Origin of the sequence: Streptomyces sp. NPDC046805, assembly GCF_040645355.1 — a bacterium.
GTDB lineage: Bacteria > Actinomycetota > Actinomycetes > Streptomycetales > Streptomycetaceae > Streptomyces.
The window spans coordinates 63,069-85,215 of record NZ_JBEYYC010000012.1 but is presented as its reverse complement, the minus strand read 5'-3'; the positions used below and the strand labels follow the sequence as shown (position 1 = coordinate 85,215).

The following is a 22,147-nucleotide window of genomic DNA, read 5'->3' as shown; positions in this document are numbered from 1 at the left end:
GTTGCGGGGCCCTCTCGACGGCGTGACGCTTGCTGTCGAGTGAAGTGGTCGGCGGCGCGTCGGCCCATGTCCCGTTGGCGGGACGCGCCACCGACCTCCCATAGGCCCATGGACGCACCGCTCTCCGTCATCTGCCGCCGCGCTTCACGGATGGAGCGAGTCGCCCCGCTTCACCCGGCTGTGCGGCCCCCTTGAGCCCCCAGCCGGGCCCACTCCGCGTCCCACGCGTCCATACGGCGGTGCTCCAGCCGCTCGCGCAGGGCGCAGCCGGTGACGAGGGGGACGGCGGCGGCGCACACGCCGACCAGAGCGCCGACCAGGCCGGAGTGGAGCCGGGCCTCCGAGGCGGTGGCGGGTCTGCTGACGAGGCGGCCCCGGGGGTCGGTCCAGACGGTGACCGGAGTGCCGGCCCTGCTGCCGGGGGCGATCCGGACCTGCCCGGTGCGCGAGGAGCCGTCGGCCACGGTCCAGCGCACCTCCGCCCACACCCGCTCACCCCTGGGGGCAATGGAGTCGGGGGCGGCGGAACCCGGCACCTTCTGGGCGACGCGTGCCACGACCGGGCGCCAGGTGAGGCGCTCCCGGGCCAGCCCCTGCTCGACCGACCGGGCCGCCGTCAGACCGGCGAGCACCCCGGCCACGACGGTGAGAAGCCAGGCACCGAGCACCACCCAGGCTTCCAGAGCGTCGTCACGGCGCTTGAGCGGGTTGCGCCGCCAGCGCCACAGCCACACTTTCGGACCACGGAACGCCCTCAACGGCATCCTCCTCACGCGCACACGGACGGGCGGGACCGCCCGCCCTCTCATACGAAGGACGGCCCCTCGTTGCTCACGTCCGTGCTCGCCGCGATCGCCGACCCACGCCGCGACAGGCCGAAGAGCCCCCGCTGACCTGCACCGACGCCGACTCTCAAGGGCACTGTCAGTGCCGGGGTGCAGACTGGGCCGTGTCTGAGGACTACCTGTGACAAAGACGTCCTGGAGGTGATCGGCATGACCGAGGTACTGCTCGCCGTGGGCACCCGCAAGGGCCTGTTCATCGGGCGCCGGCGAGGCGGCGCGTGGGAGTTCGACGAGAGTCCCTACTTCAACGCACAGGCGATCTACTCGGTCGCCATCGACACCCGTGGCAGCACCCCGAGACTGCTGGCCGGCGGCGACAGCTCCCATTGGGGCCCGTCGGTGTTCCACTCCGACGACCTGGGCCGCACCTGGACCGAACCGGCCCAGCCGGCGGTCAAGTTCCCCCAGGACACCGGCGCCTCGCTGGAGCGGGTCTGGCAGCTGCACCCGGCCGCCGCCGAACCGGACGTGGTGTACGCGGGCACGGAACCGGCCGCGCTGTACCGCTCGACGGACCGTGGCGAGAGCTTCGAACTCGTCCGGCCGCTGTGGGAACACCCCACGCGCTCCCGGTGGGTTCCGGGCGGCGGCGGTGAGGGACTGCACACGATCGTCACCGACCGGCGCGATCCGCAGGCGGTGACCGTCGCCGTCTCGGCGGCCGGGGTGTACCGCACCACCGACGGAGGCGCGAGCTGGACGCCGTCCAACTCCGGTGTGCAGGTGGTGTTCCAGCCGGAGCCGAACCCGGAGTTCGGCCAGTGCGTGCACAAGATCGCCCAGGACGCGGCCGACCCGGACCGGCTGTACCTGCAGAACCACTGGGGGGTGTACCGCAGCGACGACGCGGGCGCGCACTGGACCGACATCGGCGACGGTCTGCCGTCGACGTTCGGCTTCGGGGCGGCGGCGCATCCGCACCGCGCCGACACGGCGTACGTCTTCCCGATCAACGCCGATATCGACCGCGTACCCGCCGACCATCTCTGCCGGGTCTTCCGTACGAGCGACGCGGGCAAGAACTGGGAGCCGCTGGCGCAGGGCCTGCCGACCGAGGCCCACTACGGCACGGTGCTGCGCGACGCGCTCTGTACGGACGACACGGAGAGCGGTGCCCCGGCGGGTGTGTACTTCGGCAACCGCAACGGCGAGGTGTTCGCCTCGGCCGACGACGGCGACAGCTGGCGGCAGTTGGCCACCCACCTGCCGGACGTCCTGTGCGTACGCGCCGCGGTGGTCGGCTGAGAGGGATCCGCGGTGAGGTTCCTCGTTCCGCACGACCTCTACGAGGTCCCGTGACGCTCTACGACCTCTGCGGCCTCTACGGCGCCCCGTGACGGAACCAGGCCGAGGCCGGGGCTCGCCGCGGCTCGGGCGGCAGCGCGGCCCGGATCGCCTCGACGACCTGCCGCGTATTGGCGGCCTCGGCCAGGTAGAAGTGACCACCGGGCAGCACACGCAACGCGAAGCCGGCCGTCGTGTGGGTGGACCACGATCCGGCCCCCGCCTCGCTCACGCCGGAGTCGCGGTCGCCGACGATCGCGGTGACGGGGACCGGGAGCGGCGGCCGGGACGTGTAGGTGTAGCCGGCCGCGGCACGGAAGTCGGCCCGCGTCGCGGGCAGGACGAGGTCCAGCATCTCGGGGTCGCTGAACGCGTCGGCCGCGGTGCCCCCGAGCCGTACGAGCCGTGCCACGAGGTCCTCGTCGCTCAGCCGGTCCACCCCCTCGGCATCGGCCGATGCCGGATGGTGCGGAGCCTGCTGACCGGACACCACCAGCGCCGCCGGTGTCAGCCCCTGCTCCCGCAGCAGGTGCGCCGCTTCGAAGGCGACCAGCGCCCCCATGCTGTGCCCGAAGAGGACGAGGGGTCGGCCCGCGGCGTGCTCACGCAACTCCGGAAGGACGCCTTCCGCCAGTTCCCGCACACTGCCGGGACACGGCTCCGCCAACCTGTCGTGCCGGCCCGGATACTGCACCGCGGCCATGCCGCTGCCCGCCAGGGAATTCCCGAGAAGGGCGTGGTAGTAGCCTGCGGCTCCGCCCGCGTGCGGAAAGCAGACCACGCGTACCGGCTCCTGAGCCCCGGCGGGAGACCGCCGTATCCACAACCCCACTCCGTACCCCCCTCACCGCCGCCGTCCGCGTGCGGCCGGGTCGGCCGGAATCCGCTGAGCGGTTCCGGCACGGCCCGGCCTATCCCGCGAGGGTCAGCTCGCTTCCGACAGTTGCTCCACGTCCTCGAACTGACGCGTCCGCTGCGCCCACCGCACGACGGGCGGGGTCACGAGACCGGTGACCACGAACACGCCGCCGAGCACCAGCCAGCCGGTCACTCCCCATGTGATGCAGAAGAGGGCGAGGAGGGACGGCGCGACCACGTTCGCGAGCCCGGCGCCGAATCCGAACAGTCCCATGTACTGGCCCTGCGCGTGCGCCGGAGCGAGGCAGAACCGCAGCTCCAACGAGCCCGCCGTGTGCCACAGTTCGCCGACGGTGTGGACGAAGATACCGAAGACGATCCCGACGAGCGCGACCCACGTGGGCAGACCGGCGACCAGGGCTATCGACGCCATTCCGGCGAAGAACGCGAGGCCCGAGCGGCGCATGGCCCGGGCCGCGGAGACGCTGTCGTCGACCTCGCGGCTGGCCCTGACCTGGAGCAGCACCACCAGGGCGGTGTTGATCAGGGCGGAGGCGCCCACCAGCCAGCGGGGGGCGTCGGTGTGGCCGACGATCCACAGGGGCAGGGCGAACAGCAGCACCTGGTGATGGATCGACATGATGCCGTCGATCACCGTGACCGCGACGAACGGCCGGTCCTTGAGGACCTCCCACCGGCTGGCCTTGGGCGGCGAGGGAATGGGCGCCAGCGAGGGAAGCGCGGCGATGATCGCGGCACTGGCCACGAAGCTCAGCGCGTTGCCCACGATCAGGGCCACATAGGCGGAGTGGGAGTCGAACTGCACCGCGAAGCCCGCCGCGATGGCGGCGCAGCTGCCGGCGAGGTTCGCCACCGAGCGGAGGTAGGCGCGGTAGCGGGTGAGTTCGGAGCCGCCGATCCCGCGGACGAGCGGGCCTCGTGCGGCGCCGCCCGCGGACCGCGCGAGCTCACCCAGGCACAGGGCCACCAGCACGAGCCAGTAGGAGTGCACGAGGACGAGCAGCCCCATGGCCACGCCCTGGATGACGAGCATCCACAGATAGACCTCACGCGGTCCCCTCCGGTCGGCGAGGCGCCCGACCGGAACCCCGGAGAAGAGGCCGACACCCGCGGCGACACCCATGGCCACGCCGACCTCGGCCAACGACAGGCCGACGACGCGGGTGAAGTACAGCGCGGCGCTGACCATGTAGACGCCGCTGCCGATCATGTTGACGAACGTCGCCAGAGCGAGGACCTGCTGTGCGCGTGATCTCGGGACGAGACCGCGCCGGACCAGCCAGGGGCCCTTCGGCGCCTCCTCGTCCTTAGCCTCGGTTCCGCTGGGCACTGGACTGTTCACAGAATCGTTGTCCTCTCTCCGGAACACCTCGGACCCAGGTGGCCGTCGGCGGTTGCAGGGTGGATCAGACGCCGGATGGTGGCGTGAGGTACTGGTCGGACGTCAGCGGGCCGCGGGGCCGGGGCGGATGGTCATCCGCCTGCCAGCGCCGTCGGGTCGAGCTCCGCCGGTGTTTCGAAACCCGCGAGGCCGAGGGTCAGATCGAGCTCCGCGAGGATACTGCGCACCACGTCGCGGACGCCCGCTTCTCCGCCGTTCGCCAGGCCCCAGAGATAAGGGCGGCCGAGCAGCACGGCACGGGCCCCGAGGGCGAGTGCCTTGAACACGTCCGATCCGCTGCGCACTCCGGAGTCGAACAGCACGGTGAGCCGGTCGCCGACCGCCTCCGTGATCCCCGGCAGCGCGTCCAACGACGCTATCGCGCCGTCGATCTGACGCCCGCCGTGGTTGGAGACGACGACGCCGTCCATGCCCGCGTCGACCGCGCGCAGGGCGTCGTCGACGTGCTGGATGCCCTTGAGCACGATCGGTCCGTCCCAGTTGTCGCGGAGCAGCGACAGTTGGTCCCAGGTGTGGGCCCGGCCGTTGAACATCGGGATCCAGGCCTCGATGGCCGCCTCGATGTCGTCCTCGACGGGCCGGGCGAGCCGCGAGCGGAAGACCGGGTCGGAGAACGGGGTGGCGAGGCCGTTGCCGCGCAGGAACGGCAGGTAGGCGCGGTTCAGATCGTGCGGGCGCCAGCCGAGCGTCCAGGTGTCCAGGGTGACGACGAGCGCTTCGTAACCGTGCTTGTGCGCCCGGTCCAGCAGGCTCAGGGTGACCTCGTCGTCGTGCGGCCAGTACAGCTGGTACCAGCGGGGGCCGTCGGCCTTGGCGACTTCCTCGATCGCGTAGGAGCCGGCCGTGCTCAGGGTCATCGGGATGCCCAGGGACGCGGCCGCGCGGGCGGTGGCGAGGTCGCCCTCCGGGTGCACGATGGACTGGACGCCGACCGGGGCCAGCGCGAGCGGTGCCGGGTAGGTCTTCCCGAAGAGCTCGGTGCGCAGATCCCGGGTGCTCGTAGGGCACAGCATCTTGGGGACGATGCGCCGGCGGGCGAACGCGTCGCAGTTGGCCCGGGCCGTGTCGCCGGTGCCGGCGGAACCCGCCACGTACCAGTAGGCGGTGCCGTCGAGTCGCCTGCGCACGGCCTCCTGCAGGCCGGCCACGTCCACCGGCTGCGACGGCTTCCGGCCGGTCAGGCCGTCGCGGTAGATCTCGAACTGGAAATCGGAGAATGCCACAGTAACCAACTTTCCGCGTGCCAGGGGTGGTTCCTCGTGAGCGGACGACCCGTCGGGCGGGGTCAGAATCCGTTGTCGTGCAGCCAGCGGGTGCAGTCGGCGGTCCAGTGCAGGCCCCTGTTCCTGGCCAGGCCGATGGCGTGCGGGCCGGACTGGTAGAGGTGCAGCTCGCAGCTGATTCCGGCACCGTGCATCGCGCGCGCGAAGGTGGTGGCGTTGTCCGCGGTCACTTCCTCGTCGTCGAGCGTGTGCCAGACGAAGCAGGGTGGCACCCGTTCGTCGATGCGGTGTTCCGCGGAGAACCGTGTCCGGTACTCCTCGTCGTCCGCGTGGTCCCCGAGGAAGTTCTTCCGCGTCTCGGTGTGCGCGAGCGGGTCGTTCATCGAGATGACGGGATAGCAGAGCACTCCCAGTGCCGGACGCGCGCCCGCGGAGCCGTCGGGCGGAGATCCGGTGAGCATCATCGCGCCGAGATGGGCGCCCGCCGACGACCCGATGACGCCGATCCGCTCCGGGTCGATGCCCCACGCGCCGGCATGGGACCGCATGAGGGCGAGCGCCTGCCAGGCGTCGGCCAGCAGGGCCGGATGGCGATGGCCGGCCGATCCGAGGCGGAAGTTCACGACGGCGGCGGCGATTCCCTCGGTGGCCAGCCAACGGGCGTACTGCACACCCGACTTCTCGGACAGGAACGTGTACGCACCGCCGGGGAACACCAGCATCGCGGCGCCGGTGGCGTGTTCGCGCGGCGGCAGATGGACGTCGAGATGGGGCATGACGTCGTCCGTGCTCAGCGCGTGGGGCACGGAACCGTCCCAGAGATCGACCCTCATACGGCCGCCTCCTCGCCCGACCTCATCTCCACGACCTGGCCGCGGTTGACGTCGATCACGAATTCCCGTCCCTCCCACACCGACGCCGGGTCGACCTCCGGCGGAGCCTCCCGCAGGGCGTTGCGCGACCGCTCGACGTCGCTGAGCAGCCACTCGTACCGCTCCTCGGGCACCCGCTGGTGGCGGAAGAAGTCACGCAGCGTCCGCTGGTAGCAGGAGAGGATGTCCGCGTAGTTCTCCGCGATGATCTGCTCCGCCACCCGCTCGGCCCGGTCCGGGCGTTCGTCGTGCGACGCCGACCGGACGGTCCCGAGCACGTCGTCGCAGAACCACTTCTTCTCGACCTCGGCCGCGCGCTCCCCGAAGAACACCTCCAGGAAGCGCTCACGGACGAGGCGCTGAGCCTCGGGCTCGTCGTGGGCGTAGAAGCGGACCGCGTTCTGGAACATCCACCGCAGCGGGAAGAGGATGCGCTCGGGGAAGATGTTCCGGCGGAAGTCGTCGTCGCCGTAGGCGCGCACCTCGTGCTCGATGTCGCCCTGGATGCGGGTCATGTGGACGTAGAGGCCGCTCGCCCGCTCGATCATCGAGTCCCGCGTCTGGCCGTAGAAGACCGCCTGGTTCTTCCGCAGGTTCCGGACCATCTTGATCAGGCGGTCCGTCTCGGTCTGCGCGGACGCCTCGGCCGAGGCCAGCCGGACCGTGCAGCCGGTCGCCTGGAGCACGCGTCCGGACTGGTAGTCGCTGCCGGTCACGATGCGCAGTCCGGGCCTGCGCAGCTGGTGCTGGCCGCCGATGGCGAAGGCCCAGACCCGGATCGCCTTGAGGGCGTCGCTCGTGTCCGGATAGATCATCTCCTCCGGGGCGCCCATGCCGGCGAAGAGCCACGTCAGGAAGATGTCGTGCCCGATCACGGCATGCCAGCGCCACTTCTCGTCCTCCCTGATCAGGCCGTTCTCCAGAAACGTCAGGGCGGCGTCGTCCCCGGAGACCGGGGCGTCGGTCAGGACGAGCGAACGGTCCTCCATCACGTAGGCGACGCGTCCGCCGGGATCGCGCAGCACCCCGAACCGCCGCCCGAGCTCGTCGGTGTTGCACAGCGGGACATCGACGTCCTCGGCCCTCTCGACGCGGACGCGCATGACGTCCCCGACGAGTCGCCTGCCGTGACGGGGCAGGGCCTGGAACGCCAGCTCCCCGGAGAGGTCGACGGGGACCTCGACCGCCCGCGTCGGATCGGCGTGCGGCTCCAGCAGCTCCGGCCGCACCGGAACGTGGTCGGCGAACAGGCGTAGCGCCGCCGTGAGTTTGTAGGTGAGGAAGGGCATGACGGCGTCCACCGAGGGGCTTTCGTCGAAGACGCGCACCAACTCCCGCAGGACGTGGGGGTGGTAGACGGTGTCGCCGTCCGACACGGCGATGACGGCGTTCTGCAGCCGCTCCCAGCTGCCGTCGTGCGCGCACATGGCGCGGACCGTGGCGATGCAGCGGTCCACGCCGAGGCGTGCCGCGTGGCCGGCGCCCGGCTGGTCCTGGTTGATGTAGACGATCCGTACCGGTCCGTCGTTCGCCGCCGCGATGTCCTTGACGATCTCGTCGGACCCGTCGGTGGAGTTGTTGTCGACGGCGACGATCACCACCCGGCCCAGGTCGATGCCCTGCTGGCCCAGCAGCGACCGGAAGGTGGCGTCGATGTGCGGGGCCTCGTCCATGAACTTGACGACGAGGAAGATGTCACGGCCCTCCTCGGCGAAGGCCGCCGCACCCTCCAGCGGACGGAGCTGATCCTCGGGGAAGTGGCCGGCCCGGCCCTCCAGGAAGGCCTCGACCACCTCTCGTTGGGCGTCGTGCACCGGTGCGGGGTCGGCGCCGCGGTCGAGGACGTCGGCGCGCGTCCTCAGCACGCCTCGGGCCCGTGCGATCTGTTCGGGCAGAACGGGGTCGACGTCCGAGGTCATGTGCAGGCGCAGCAGCGGGCTGCCCATGGTCACGTCCACGGGTTCGTCCTGGCGGAGGTCGGTCCAGAGCCGGTGGAACGGGCTGTGCGTCATGTCTGCTCCCAGACTGGTGAGTGGAGTTGGGGCGGGGCCGGGGCCGTGCGTCACGTCGCCCTGAGCGCCTTGTTCAGCGCTTCGCCGATCGTGCCCAGCGGCTGCCGGGACAGGGCCGGGCCGACCGTCACCAGCGGTGCCATGGCCAGCAGTTGATAGTGCCCACACGCGATGTGGATCTCCGTGAACCGCCCGTCGACATACGGACCCCACGTGCGCTCGGGCGGAATGATCTCGCTCTTGTCCGCGGTGGCCCGGAAGAAGAGGACGTCTCCCCGGAAGACCCGCGGCACATGGCGGCTGCGGATCTGGCGGTGGTAGCGGTAGGCGCTGAGGGCCAGGCGCTGCTCGTCGCCGTGCAGCAGCTTCAGCGTCGGTACGGTTTCGGCCAGCTCCTCGATCTCCCGCGCCATGACGGCCGGATCGCCCGGTGCGTAGCGCAGGTACTCCTCGGGCAAGGGGGTGCCCATGGCGTCCTCGTCGAGCACCATGTTGGTGTCGAGGATCGACAGCAGGGACACCTCCTCGCCGGCCTCCTGGAGCTGTACGGCCACCTCGTGCGCCATGACGCCGCCCAGCGACCAGCCGATCATCCGGTACGGCCCGGAGGGCTGGAGGGTGCGCATGTGCGTGACGTACTCCCGGGCCACCTCGGTCACGCTCGCCGGGCGCCGCCCGGTGTCCGACATGGCCGGCGACTGGATTCCGTACAACGGGATCTCCGGGTCCAGGTGGCGCAGCAGTCCGCTGTACACCCAGCTGAGACCGCCGCCGGAGTGCAGGCAGAACAGGGGTGGTTCGGAGCCCTCCGTCCGCATCGGATACACGACGTCGAAGGCCTGCCGGCGACCGTCCGTGACGAGGTGGCGCGCGAGCTGCCGGGGCGTCGGCGCCTCGAAGACGGCGCGGACCGAGAACGCCGTGTCGAAGGTGGCCCGCATCCGGGTCGTGAGCCGGGTGGCGAGCAGTGAGTGGCCACCCCGGTCGAAGAAGTTGTCGTCGAGACCGACCCGTTCGAGGCCGAGGGCCTCGGCGAACAGCTCGCAGATCAGCTTCTCCTGGAGGGTGGCCGGTTCGCCTCCGGAGTCCGCCCCGGTGGCGTGCTCCGGATCGGGCAGGGCCCGCTGGTCCAGCTTGCCGTTGCCCGTCAGGGGCAGCCGGTCGAGTACGACGACGGAGGACGGCACCATGTGCGCGGGCAGCCGTCGGCCGAGGAACGTGCGGACGAGTGGCGCGAGCGCCGCGTCGCCGGCCGGGGCCTCGCCGTCGGGTACCACATAGGCGACCAGCGCGGTCTCGCCGGAGGCGTCCTCGCGGGCGACCACGGCCGCCTGCCCGACCTCGGGGTGGGCCAGCAGCGCGGCGCGCACCTCCCCCGGCTCGATCCGGAAGCCGCGGACCTTGACCTGTTCGTCGGCACGGCCGGCGAAGACCACCTGCCCGTCCGCCATGGCCCAGGCGCGGTCTCCGGTCCGGTACATCCGCTGTCCCGTCTCGAACGGGCAGGCCACGAAGCGCTCCGCCGTCAGGTCGGGACGCCCGACGTACCCGCGCGCCAGCCCCTCGCCCGCGATGTACAGCTCTCCGGTCACGCCGGGCGGCACCGGGTTGAGGGAGTCGTCGAGCACGTACAGGCGCGTGTGGGCGATCGGGCTGCCGATCGGGGCGGCTCCCCCGGCCGACGGCTGCGCCCTCAGGCGCGCGGTGGCCACGCCGATCGTGGTCTCCGTCGGGCCGTAGTGGTTGAACACCGCGCAGTCGCCCGCCGGCTCCAGCAGGGTCCCCACCAGCTCGGGCGCGGCGGCCTCGCCACCGAGGATCAGCGAGCGTGCCGGCAGCAGCGGCTGCACTCCGTAGGCGGCCGCGAGCGCCGCGAGGTGAGAGGGGACGATCTTGACGTGGTCGATGCGGTGGTCGGCCAGATAACCGGCCACGGCCGCCGGGTCGGTGACCGCGTGCGCGTCGAGGATGTGCAGGGCGCCGCCCGTGGTGAGGCTGGTGAACACCACGGTGTTGCCCAGGTCGGTGACCTGTGGCTGCAGCAGCGCGTAGCGGGCACCCGGCTCCCCCAGCCCGACCCGGTCCGGGACTGAAGTGAGGTAGTTGACCAGGGAGTTGTGTGTGACCGCCACGCCCTTGGGGCGTCCCGTCGAGCCGGAGGTGTACACCACGTAGGCCAGCCCGCCGGATGCCGTGGCGACCCCGGGGGAATCGGCCGCCGTCGCCGCCAGGGCGGTCGCCGTGGCCGGATCGTCCAGTGCCAGCACCGGTGTCCCCCCGGTCGGCAGCTCCGCGAGCACCGCCTGGGTGCCGACCAGCAGGGCCGTACGGCTGTCGGCCAGCATGAACGCGATCCGCTCGGCGGGGTAGGCGGGGTCGATCGGCAGATATCCGGCCCCCGCCTTCCAGGTCGCCAGGATCGCCGTCACCATCTCCGGGCCGCGCGGCAGACAGAGGCCCACCACCGACTCCGGTCCGGCTCCCTCGTCGCGGATGCGGCGGGCCAACCGGTTGGCGCGGGCGTCCAGTTCGGCGTACGACAGCTCCACGCCGTCGCAGACGACGGCCACGGCGTCGGGCGTCCGCGCCACCTGCGCCTCGAACATCCGCGCCACCGAGGTGTCCGGCGTGGGGCCCAGTGTCGCGGTGTCGTTCCATTCGGTGAGGATCCGCCGGCGCTCCGCCGCGTCGAGGACGTCGATCGCGCTGATGGGCCGGGCCGGGTCGGCCGCGGCGGACTCCAGCACGCGCACCATGCGCGCGAAGAGCGTGCGGATGGTCGCGGCGTCGAACAGGTCGGCCGCGAAACGGACGAACGCCTCGATGGGGCCGGGCTGTCCGTCCGCCGTGAAGCCGGCGGACAGGGTCAGCGACAGGTCGAACTTCTCGCGCTGCTGGAACGCGGTGACCCGTTCCGCCCGCACCCCGGGCAGCTCCAGGGCGGTCGCGCCGTGGAAGAGGACCTGGAGCATGACCTGGAAGAGCGGATTGCGGCCCGCCGAGCGCGGCGGGTTGACGGCCTCGACGACCCGCTCGAACGGCACGTCCTCGTGCGCGTACGCGGCCAGGCTCGTCTCCCGCACCCGCGTCAGCAGCTCACGGAACGTCGGATCGCCCGACGTGTCGATCCGCAGCACCACCGTGTTGAGGAAGCAGCCCACGAGATCGTCGAGGACCTGGTCCCCCCGTCCGGCTACCGCGGTGCCGATCGGGATGTCCGCGCCGGCACCGAGCCGGGTCAGGACCGTGGCCAGCGCCGCGTGCGCCACCATCGACAGCGTGGTGCCGGTCGACCGGGCCAACTCCGCCATTGCGCTGTGCAGTTCGGCGTCCAGGTCGAGCACGAAGCCGTCGCCGCGCTGCGAGGCCACCGCGGGACGCGGGCGGTCCTTCGGGTAGTCCAGCTCCGCCGGAAGACCCGCCAGGGTCTTTGTCCAGAAGGCCAGTTGCCGGTTCACCACCGACTCGGGATCGCCCTCCGCGCCCAACACCTCGCGCTGCCACAGCGCGTAGTCCGCGTACTGCACCGGCAACGGCTCCCACCGCGGCGCCTGTCCCGCGGACCGCGCCGCATAGGCCTCGGCCAGGTCCCGGCCGAACGGCCGCGCCGACAGTCCGTCCGTGGCGCTGTGATGGAACATCACGGTCAGCACATGCTCGTCGGTGCCGTCGAGTGCGATGAGGTCGGCCCGGACCGGCGGCGCACCCGACAGGTCGAACACGTGCTCAACCACCCGTTGCAGGGCCGTTGGCAGCTCCGCCTCCACGCAGTGCGACCGGTGCAGGGTCTGCGGCACGGGCGGCAGTACCACCTGCACCGGCCGGCCGTCCTCCTCGCGCAGCACGGTCCGCAGGACCTCGTGCCGGGTCACGACGTCGGTGAAGGCGAGTGCGAGCGCGTCGGCGTCGAGCGGGCCCGCGAGGCGGTAGAGGAACGGCAGGTTGTAGGTGGCGCTCGGCCCCTCGAACTGGTCGAGGAACCACAGGCGTTGCTGCGCGTACGACATCGGCACCGCCGCCGGCCGTTCCCGCGCGGTCAACGCCGCGCGGGCCCGGCTCGCGGCGTCGAGGTGACGCGCGAGGGCGGCGGGCGTGGTCGCCTCGAAGACCGTGCCGACCGCGATCTCGCAGTCGAAGGCGGCCCGGATCAGGGAGACGAGGTGGGTGGCGAGCAGCGAATGGCCGCCGAGGTCGAAGAAGTTGTCGTCGACGCCGACGGCGCTGACCCCGAGGACCTCGGCGAAGAGACCGGCGAGGATCTCCTCCCGCGCGCCGGCCGGAGCGCGGCGGGCGGCTTGGGCCTCGGCGCGGGCCGGGGCGGGCAGCCGGTCGTGATCGAGCGTGCCCTCCGCGGTACGCGGCAGCGCGTCCAGGCCCACCACGGCATCGGGGACCAGGGACGCGGGCAGCAGCCGCCTCGCGTGGTCCTCCAGCGCGGCCTCGTCGACCTTCCCGGCTTCCTCATGGGCGACGACGTACGCCACGAGCCGCTCGGCGTCGCCGGGGTGACCGTGGACGGTCACCGCGATCTCGGCCACGCCCGGGCAGGACGCCAGCGCGGCCTCGATCTCCCGCAGGTCGACGGGCCGACCGCCGATCTGCGCCGTTCCCGGGCCGCCCACGTATTCCAGTAGGCCGTCACGGGTCCAGCGGGCTCGGTCGCCGGTGCGGTACAGCGGCGCGCCGCCCGGGTCGCGCGGGTCCGGCACATACCGGGCCGCGCCCGCGCCGCCGACGTCCAGTCCGACGCGGGGCAGGCGGGGCCCGGACAGGTACAGGTCTCCGACCACGCCCTCGGGCACGAGGCCGAGGGCGTCGTCGAGGACGTACGCCGCGACGCCGTCCCGCGGCCGCCCGATCGGCGCTCCGTCCGGTACGTCCTCCGCACGATGCCAGGCGTACGAGGTCATGAACGGAGCGCGGCCGCCCGGCTCGTAGCAGATCCGCACCCGGATGTCCGGGCAGCTCTCGAGGACGCGCCGGACGGCGTCGGTGGAGGGGGTCCGGCCGCGCACCAGGACCTCGCCGACGCCCGCGAGGGCCTCCGGTCGGTCCTGGGCCACGGCGGCGAACAAGCCCGTGGGCAGGTCGACGGCGTCGGCCTCCTCGTCCTCGACGAGCCAGCCGAGCTGCTCGGCGGCCATGTCCTCGGGGCAGGCGAGGACGACGGTCCCGCCGCGCAGCAACGGACACCAGAGGCCCGGGGCGCCCGGATCGAAGCCGTACGGCGCGACGAGGAGAAGCCGCCGGGGCTCCGCCTCGGTGAACAGTGAGTCGCCGACCACGTTGACGACGTCGCGATGGGTGACGTCGAGGTACGTCGACTCGTCGCCCAACTGCAGGGGGAGGCAGACGAGTTGATCGTCATCGACGGCGATACCGGGATCGGTCGAGGGCAGCCCGGTGAGGTCGGCGCCATCGGTCAGGATCAGGCTGTCCACGGCCTCAGGGGCCCGCGGGGCCGTCGTCTCGTCGGCGACCAGTACCCGGGCGCCGGACCGGCTCAGTGCCCGCCGCACGTGGTCCGGTTCCAGGGCCGGGCGCAGCGGTACGCAGGAGGAGCCGGCCTTCAGGATGGCGAGCGCGGCGACGACCGCCTCGACGGTCGGCTCCAGCAGCATCGCGACCGGCTGCCCCGGACCGGCACCGGCCGCGATGAGCCGGTGTGCCAGCCGGTTGGCCCGCTCGTCCAGTTCGCGGTACGTCACGTCGCGCCCCGCGGCGTGCACGGCCACCGCCGAGGGGGTGCGCTCGGCCTGCTCCCGGAATGCCTGGGGCAGTGTGCGCCGCACCGGCGCGTCAGTCTCCGGTACGGCACCGGTGCCCTGCCGGACCAGCCGTGCGTGCTCCTCGTCGCTCTGGATCCGGACATCGCTGATCGGGCGGGCGGAGTCGGCCACGACGGAGTGCAGCACCCGTATCAGCCGGTCGAAGAACCGCCGGGCGCTCGGCACGTCGAACAGGTCCACCGCGAAGCGGACGATGGCCTCCATCGGGCCGGGCCGGCCGTCCACCGTGTGGGCCTGGAGCATGATCGAGATGTCGAACCGTGCGGCGTCGAGGTGGGCGGAGAGCTCTTCGACGTCGAGGCCGGGCAGTTCGGGCACCGCGTCGCCGTCGAAGCTGACCTGCTGCATGATCTGGAACAGGGGGTTGCGGCCCGCGGAGCGCGGTGGGTTCAGCGCCTCGACGACCCGCTCGAACGGCACCTGCTGGTGCTCGTACGCGGCCAGGCTCGTCTCGCGCACCCGCGTCAGCAGTTCGCGGAACGTCGGGTCTCCCGACGTGTCGATCCGCATCACCAGCGAGTTGGAGAAGAACCCGATGAGGCCGTCCAGGGCCTCGTCCACGCGTCCGGCGACGGGTGTGCCGATCGGGATGTCCGTGCCGGCGCCGAGCCTGGTCAGGAGCGTGGCCAGCGCGGCGTGCGCCACCATCGACAGGGTGGTGCCGGTCGAGCGGGCCAACTCGGTCATCCCCGCGTGCAGTTCGGCGCCCAGGTCGACCACGAACGCCTCGCCCCGGCCGGAGGCGACCGCGGGGCGTGAGCGGTCCTTCGGGTAGTCCAGCTCCGCCGGAAGACCCGCCAAGTTCTCCGTCCAGAAGGCCAGTTGCCGGTTCACCACCGACTCGGGATCGCCCTCCGCCCCCAACACCTCGCGCTGCCACAGCGCGTAGTCCGCGTACTGCACCGGCAACGGCTCCCATTGCGGGGCTTGTCCCGCCGACCGCGCCGCGTACGCCTCGGTCAGATCACGGGCCAGCGGTCGCATGGACCAGCCGTCGCCCACCACGTGGTGGAACAGCAGGATCAGTACATGTTCGTCGCGGCCGTCCACGGCGATGAGCGTGGCCCGGACCGGCCGTTCGCCCGAGAGGTCGAAGGCGTGCCCGAAGGTCCGCCGTATCGTCTCGTCGAGCTCGTGCTCGGCGCACCCGGTCCGCTCCATGCCGACCGGAGCGGCGTCCAGCACCTCCTGAACCGGCTGCCGGTCGACCTCGCGCAGCACGGTGCGCAGGCTCTCGTGGCGCTCCACGAGATCGTTCAGCGCCGCCTGCAGCGCGTCCACGTCGAGCGGTCCGTTGATCCGGTAGGTCACCGGCAGGTTGTAGGTGGCGCTCGGCCCCTCCAATTGGTTGAGGAACCACAGCCGCCGCTGCGCGTACGACATCGGCACATGGGCGGGTCGCACACCCGCGGTCAGCGCGGGCAGCGCGCGGTCGGCGCTGTCGAGCCTGCGGGCCAGCTCCGCCGGGGTCGAGGCCTCGAAGACGAGCCGCACGGGGACCTCCAGGCCCAGGGAGGCCCGGATCCGCGAGATGAGCCGGGTGACCAGCAGCGAGTGGCCGCCCAGAGTGAAGAAGCTGTCGTCGACGCCGACGGCGCCGACCCCGAGCACCTCCGCGAAGAGACCGCACAGGATCTCCTCGCGCACACTGGCCGGTTGCCGGCTCTCTGCGGTGACCGCGGTGTAGTCCGGAGCCGGCAGCGTGTGCCGGTCGAGTTTGCCGTTGGCGTTGAGCGGGAGGGAGGCAAGGGGGACGAACGCCGAGGGGATGACGGCCTCGGGTACGGACATGCCGACGTGCCGGCGCAGTTCGGCCGGGGAGGGCGCCGTCGCTCCCGGTGCCGTAATGACGTAGGCGACGAGCCGCTTGTCGCCGGGACGGTCCTCGCGGAGCACGGTCGCGGCCTGCGCGATGGCCGGATGGGCGGCGATCGCCGCGTTGAGCTCGCCCAACTCGACCCGGATTCCGCGGATCTTGACCTGGTCGTCGCCCCGTCCGAGGTAGTCGAGGCTGCCGTCGGCACGCCACCGGCCGATGTCGCCGCTGCGGTACATGCGCGCGCCCGGTGCGCCGAAGGGGTTGGCGACGAAGCGGGCCGCGGTCAGGTCGGGCCGGTCGTGGTAGCCGTGCGCCAGGCACTCGCCGGCCAGGTAGAGCTCGCCGGGGACGCCGACGGGCACCGGGCGCAACTGCGGGTCCAGCACATGGATCTGCGTGTTCCAGATCGGTCCGCCGAGGTAGGACGTGGCCGGCCAGTCCGCGACCCGCTCGGGCAGCGCCAGGCCGGTGACGACATGGGTCTCCGACGGGCCGTAGTGGTTATGCAGGGTCACCCACGGCCGGGTGGCGTGGAACTCCCTGACCCGGGGCGTCAGTTGGAGGGCCTCGCCGCCCTGCGTCACATGGCGCAGGGCGTCCATCGCCAGGCCCTGCTCGATGGCCTCGTCGTAGACGGTGGCGATGACCAGGTCGGGTGCGTTGAGCTCGGTGACCTTCTCCCGGTCCAGCCAGGCGGCGTACCGGGCGAGGTCGAGGCGGGTGTTCTCGTCCGAGACCCAGAGTGCCTTGCCGGTGAGCAGCGCCACGAGCATCTCGTACTCGGAGATGTCGAAACCGACCGCGCTGAACGGGGCGAGCCGGGAGCCGGGTTCGGCGGGCACGACCGTGGTGCTCCAAGCGACGGCGTTGATGAGCACCCGGCAGGGGAGGACGACACCCTTGGGCCGGCCTGTCGAACCCGAGGTGTAGACGATGTAGTTGGGGGTCTCCCAGGTCACCGGGGCCGGGCGGTCGGCGTCGACCGGATCGTGGGTGGCCGCGCGGTCGAGCTCGGCGCGCAGGCCGGTGCCGTCCAGCGCCCACACCTCTCCCGGGTACGACCCGGCGTCGGCCTCGGTCGTCAGCACGACCGTCGGGCGGGTGTCCTCCAGGACGAACCTGATCCGGTCCTCGGGGTGCGTGGTGTCGATGGGAAGGTACGCGGCCCCGGCCTTGATCACGGCCAGGAAGGCGACGATGAGGCGGGCGCTGTGCGTGAGCGCCACCGCGACGGAGCTGCCGGGGCCGATCCCCCGGGCCAGCAGCAGATGCGCGAGCCGGTTGGCCTCCTCGTTCAGCCCGGCGTACGTCAGCTCACCGTCGGGGGCGCTCACGGCCCGCGCGTCCGGTGTCCGCGCCGCCTGCCGTTCGTACAGTTCGGGCAGTTGCAGCGGCGGGAGCTCCACGGGGCTGCCGTTCCAGGAGCGCAGGACCCGCTCACGCTCGCCGTCGACGAACAGGTCGACCGCGGACAGGCTCTGCTCGGGCTCGGCGACGAGACGCCCCAGCAGGGCGGCGAACCGCTCGCCGATCAGCCCGGCCGTGTCCGGGTGGAACAGGTCGCCGGAGAACTCGACCGCGCCGGTGAGGCCGGCCGGGGTTCCGTCGGCACCGTACTGCTCGTCGAAGGTCAACAGCAGGTCGAACGGGGTGCTCTCGGTGGCGAGCGCCTCGGTCCGCGAGGTGAGTCCGGGCAGGTCGACGCGGTAGCGGTCGTTCGCGACGCTGACTTCCAGCATCACCTGGAACAGCGGGTTGCGCGCCAGCGACCGGCTCGGGTTCAGCGCCTCGACGACGTACTCGAAGGGCACGTCCTGGTGCTCGTACGCGGCCAGGTCGGTCCGCCGTACCCGGTCGAGGAGTTCGCGGAACGTGGGGTCGCCGCCGAGGTCGGTGCGTAGCACCAGGGTGTTGACGAAGAATCCGATCAGATCGTCCAGGGCGGCGTCGGTGCGGCCGGCCAGGGACGTGCCGATGGGGATGTCGGTGCCGGCGCCGAGCCGGTGGAGCAGGGTGGCGAGAGCCGCGTGCAGCACCATGAACACGGTGGTGTCGGTGGCGCGCGCGAGGGCGGCGATCGCCCGGTGCGTGTCCGCGTCGATCACCAGGGGCAGCCGGCCGCCACGGTAGGTGGCGACCGCCGAGCGGGGGTTGTCCGTGGGCAGGTCCAGCTCGTCCACGCAGCCGTCGAGCGTCTGCCGCCAGTAGTCCAACTGGCGGGCGGCGAGCGCGGTCGGGACCTCCTGGGTTCCCAGCATGGTCCGTTGCCAGAGGGTGTAGTCGGCGTACTGGACCGGCAGGGACTCCCAGTCGGGGGCCTGCCCGGCCCGCCGCGCGGCGTACGCCACCCCCAGGTCCCGGGCCAGCGGGCGCATCGACCAGCCGTCGCTGCCGATGTGGTTCATGGTGAGCAGCAGCACGTGTTCCGTCGGCGCGACTCGCAGCAGGTGGGCGCGCAGGGGCACTTCGGTGGTCGGGTCGAAGAGGGCGCCCGCGTGCGTCCGGAGCGCGCAGTCGATGTCGTCGACCTGTTCCACGGGAAGGGAGGGGAAGGCCTTCTCGACGGGCAGCACCAACTGGTAGGGCTGACCGTCGAGTTCGGGGAAGACGGTGCGCAGATTCTCGTGGCGGGCGAACACGTCGCGCAGGGCGGCCTCCAGGGCCGCGGCGTCCAGCCGTCCGGTGAGGTGGACGGCGAGCGGCAGCGAGTACGCGGCCGAGGTCGACTCCAGCCGGTGGATGAACCACAGGCGAAGCTGGGCCGAGGACAGCGGCACGCGCTCCGGGCGCTCGGCGGGCAGCAGGGCGGGGCGTGCCGCGGGCGCCTGGTCGACGCGCACCGCGAGTCCGGCAGGCGTCGGCGTCTCGAACACGGTCCGCAGCGACAGCTCGCAGCCGAACGCGGCACGGATCCGGGAGACGAGCCGGGTCGCCATCAGCGAGTGGCCGCCCAGCTCGAACAGGTTCTCGTCGATGCCGACCGCCCGGTCGAGCGCGAGCAGTTCGGTGAAGAGGTCGCACAGGACGGCCTCGGTCGGTGTCCGGGGCGGGCTGATCTCACCGCCGCCGGCGATCTCGGGCACGGGGAGCGCCCGGTGGTCGACCTTGTTGTTCGGCGTCAGGGGGAGCCGCTCGAGCAGGACGAAGGCGCTCGGCACCATGTACTCCGGCAGCTTTCGCCGGACATGCTCGTCGACGGCGGCGTGGTCCAGGTCGTCGTCGGCGACGAGGTAGGCCACCAGTCGCTTGTCGCCGGGCTGGTCCTCACGCGCGACGACGGCGACCTGACGCACGCCCGGTGCGGTGCCGAGGACGGCCTCGATCTCGGGCAGTTCGATGCGGAATCCGCGGATCTTGACCTGCCCGTCCGCGCGGCCGACGAAGTCCAGCAGGCCGTCGGCGGTCCATCGGACGCGGTCACCGGTGTGGTACATCCGCGACCCCGCCGGGCCGTGGGGGTCGGCGACGAAGCGCTCGGCGGTCAGGTCCGCGCGCCGGAAGTAGCCCCGGGCCAGTCCGGTGCCGGCGAGGTAGAGGTCGCCGACCACGCCGGGCGGCACCAGTTCCAGCCGCTCGTCCAGGACATAGGCGTACATGCCGTCCAGCGGGATGCCGATGGGCACGGGCGCGGGCACCTCGGCGGCGGTGCGCCACGGCCACGACGTGGCGAAGAGCGTGGTCTCGGTCGGGCCGTAGTTGACGCGGACCAGGAGGCCCGGGCAGTGTTCGAGCGCCCGGCGGACCGCGACCGGGGAGACGACGTCGCCGCCGGTGAGCACCACGCGGACGTCGGCGAAGCACTCCGGGTACTCCTCGGCCATGACCCGGAACAGACCGGCGGTGATGTCCACACCGGTGATCCGCTCCTGCTGCATCACCCGGGCCAGCCGTTCCACCGTCAGGTCGGCCTCGGGCGCGATGACGGCTCGCCCGCCGTGCAGCAGCGGGAACCAGAACGAGTACGTCGACGGGTCGAACTCGTACGGCGTGAGCAGCAGTACCCGGTCGTGGTCGCCCGGGGTGAACATGGAGTCGCCGACCAGCTCGAAGACGTCGTCGTGGGTGATGGCGACGCCCTTCGGCTCGCCCGTCGAGCCGGAGGTGTACATCACGTAGGCGAGCTGTTCCCGGTGGCCGGCCACCATCGGATCGGTGGCCGGACAGGCGTCGAGCTCCGGGTCGTCGACCGCGATGACACGGTGGGCGGCGGGCAGTCCGCGGGCGGTCATGGCCGCGTCGGTGAGCACGACGCCGGCACCGCACTCGCCCAGCACCCACTCCATCCGGTCCTTCGGGGACGCGTGATGCAGCGGGACGTAGAAGCCGCCCGCCTTGACGATGGCCAGCAGCGCGACGACCAGGTCCACGGTGCGGCTCAGCAGGGTGGCGACCGGGCTCTCGGGTCCCACGCCCGCCTCGATCAACCGGTTCGCCAGCCGGTTGGACCGCTCGTCCAGCTCGCGGAAGGTCAGGCTGCGTCCGGCGCAGCGCACGGCGACGGCGGACGGCGTGCGGGCGGCCTGGTGGCGGAACGCCTCCTGGAGCGACGGCTCACCGAAGACCGTGGGGTCCGGCTCGGGGCCGGTTCCGTGTCGCAGCAGCCGGACCCGTTCCTCGGCGCCGAGTATGCCGATGTCGGCGATCGACCGGCCGGGATCCGCCACGACCGCACGGAGTACCCGTACGACGCGGTCGACGAGTGCGCGGGCCGTGGCGGGGTCGAACAGGTCGACGGCGAAGGACACTTCGGCACGCACCGGTCCGGGCCGTCCCTGCGCGTCGGTCGTGGCCCGCAGGTGTACGGCGAGGTCCAACGTGCCCAGTTGCGGGCCGTGGTGGAGCTCCGTCACCTCGACGCCGTCCAGGCGGAGTTCCGTAGCGGTGTCGTGATCGGCGCGGAGCAGGATCTGGAAGAGCGGGTTGCGGCCGGCGGAGCGGGGCGGGTTGACCGCCTCGACGACCCGCTCGAACGGCACGTCCTCGTGCGCGTACGCGGCCAGGCTCGTCTCCCGCACCCGCGCCAGCAGCTCACGGAACGTCGGACCGCCCGACGTGTCGATCCGCAGCACCACCGTGTTGAGGAAGCAGCCCACGAGATCGTCGAGGACCCGATCGCCGCGTCCGGCGACCTGCGAGCCGATCGGGATGTCCGTGCCGGCACCGAGCCGCGTCAGGACCGTGGCCAGCGCCGCGTGCGCCACCATCGACAGGGTCGTGCCGGTCGATCGGGCCAACTCGGCGAGTGCGGCGTGCAGTTCGGCGTCGAGGTCGAGCACGAAGCCGTCGCGTCGGCCGGAGGCCACCGCGGGACGGGGGCGGTCCTTCGGGTAGTCAAGCTCCACCGGAAGCCCGGCCAGCGACTTGGTCCAGAAGGCCAGTTGCCGGCTGCCCACCGACTCGGGATCGTCCTCCGCGCCCAGCACCTCGCGCTGCCACAGCGCGTAGTCGGCGTACTGCACCGGCAGCGGCTCCCACTTCGGCGCCTGTCCCACCGATCGGGCCGCGTACGCCTCGGCCAGATCGCGGGTCAGCGGCCGCGCGGACCAGTCGTCGTAACCGACGTGGTGGAACAGCATCACGAGCACGTGGTCGTCCGCGCCCACCGAGACGACGCGCACCCGCAGCGGGGCGACCTCCGCGAGGTCGAAGACGTACTCCACCGCACGGTCCAGCGCCTCGGACAACCCGGCCTCGTCGCAGCGCTCCTCGTCGACGACCACGGACCCGGCGGGCAGAGCGACCTGCACCGGCTGCCCGTCGACCTCCCGGAGCACGGTCCGCAGCGTCTCGTGCCGCGCCACGACGTCTCCCACCGCGGCCCGCAGAGCCGCGATGTCCAGGCTCCCCCGCAGGCGGCACACGAACGGCAGGTTGTACGTATGGCTCGACCCGTCGAGTTGTCCGAGAAACCAGAAACGCGCTTGTGCGAAAGACATCGGAACCGCCGCCGGACGCGGCGCCGTTCTCGTTACCGGGCGCACCCGCTCCTCCTTAGAGAGTTAATTCGACCCGCGCCTCTGAT

8 protein-coding genes are annotated in these 22,147 nt (G+C 72.1%); 1 reads left to right on the top strand and 7 read right to left on the bottom strand.

Going from position 1 to position 22,147, the window contains the following annotated elements:
* Positions 1 to 170 precede the first annotated feature (170 nt).
* Positions 171 to 764, bottom strand: coding sequence for a hypothetical protein (locus ABZ910_RS15240; protein WP_361364040.1), 594 nt, complete (start codon positions 762 to 764; stop codon positions 171 to 173).
* Positions 765 to 995: 231 nt separating this feature from the next.
* Between ABZ910_RS15240 and ABZ910_RS15235 the strand changes: the two genes are divergently transcribed.
* Positions 996 to 2,090: an exo-alpha-sialidase gene (locus ABZ910_RS15235; RefSeq protein ID WP_361364037.1), complete on the top strand. Its 1,095-nt coding sequence runs from the start codon at positions 996 to 998 to the stop codon at positions 2,088 to 2,090.
* Positions 2,091 to 2,166: 76 nt separating this feature from the next.
* Here the strand turns inward: ABZ910_RS15235 and ABZ910_RS15230 are convergent, their stop codons facing one another.
* The 6 genes from ABZ910_RS15230 to ABZ910_RS15205 all read right to left on the bottom strand — a co-directional run bounded on the left by ABZ910_RS15230 (position 2,167) and on the right by ABZ910_RS15205 (position 22,061).
* On the bottom strand, positions 2,167 to 2,910 hold the full coding sequence (locus ABZ910_RS15230) for an alpha/beta fold hydrolase (protein WP_361364034.1): 744 nt from the start codon (positions 2,908 to 2,910) through the stop codon (positions 2,167 to 2,169).
* 144 nt (positions 2,911 to 3,054) lie between these two features.
* Positions 3,055 to 4,350, bottom strand: a complete 1,296-nt coding sequence (locus ABZ910_RS15225) for an MFS transporter (protein ID WP_361364031.1) — start codon at positions 4,348 to 4,350, stop codon at positions 3,055 to 3,057.
* Between the two features lie 131 nt (positions 4,351 to 4,481).
* The gene (locus ABZ910_RS15220; RefSeq protein WP_361364028.1) at positions 4,482 to 5,633 is read right to left on the bottom strand and encodes a lactate 2-monooxygenase; all 1,152 of its coding nucleotides are present in this window, start codon (positions 5,631 to 5,633) and stop codon (positions 4,482 to 4,484) included.
* Between the two features lie 62 nt (positions 5,634 to 5,695).
* Positions 5,696 to 6,466 (bottom strand): alpha/beta hydrolase, encoded by a 771-nt coding sequence (locus ABZ910_RS15215; RefSeq protein WP_361364025.1) that lies wholly within the window; start codon positions 6,464 to 6,466, stop codon positions 5,696 to 5,698.
* The gene (locus ABZ910_RS15210; protein WP_361364023.1) at positions 6,463 to 8,517 is read right to left on the bottom strand and encodes a glycosyltransferase family A protein; all 2,055 of its coding nucleotides are present in this window, start codon (positions 8,515 to 8,517) and stop codon (positions 6,463 to 6,465) included. Before ABZ910_RS15210 ends, ABZ910_RS15215 begins: the two co-directional genes overlap by 4 nt.
* A gap of 50 nt (positions 8,518 to 8,567) precedes the next feature.
* Positions 8,568 to 22,061 carry an amino acid adenylation domain-containing protein gene (locus ABZ910_RS15205; protein ID WP_361364020.1) on the bottom strand — a complete coding sequence of 4,498 codons (13,494 nt, stop codon included), beginning with the start codon at positions 22,059 to 22,061 and terminating at the stop codon, positions 8,568 to 8,570.
* Positions 22,062 to 22,147 lie beyond the last annotated feature (86 nt).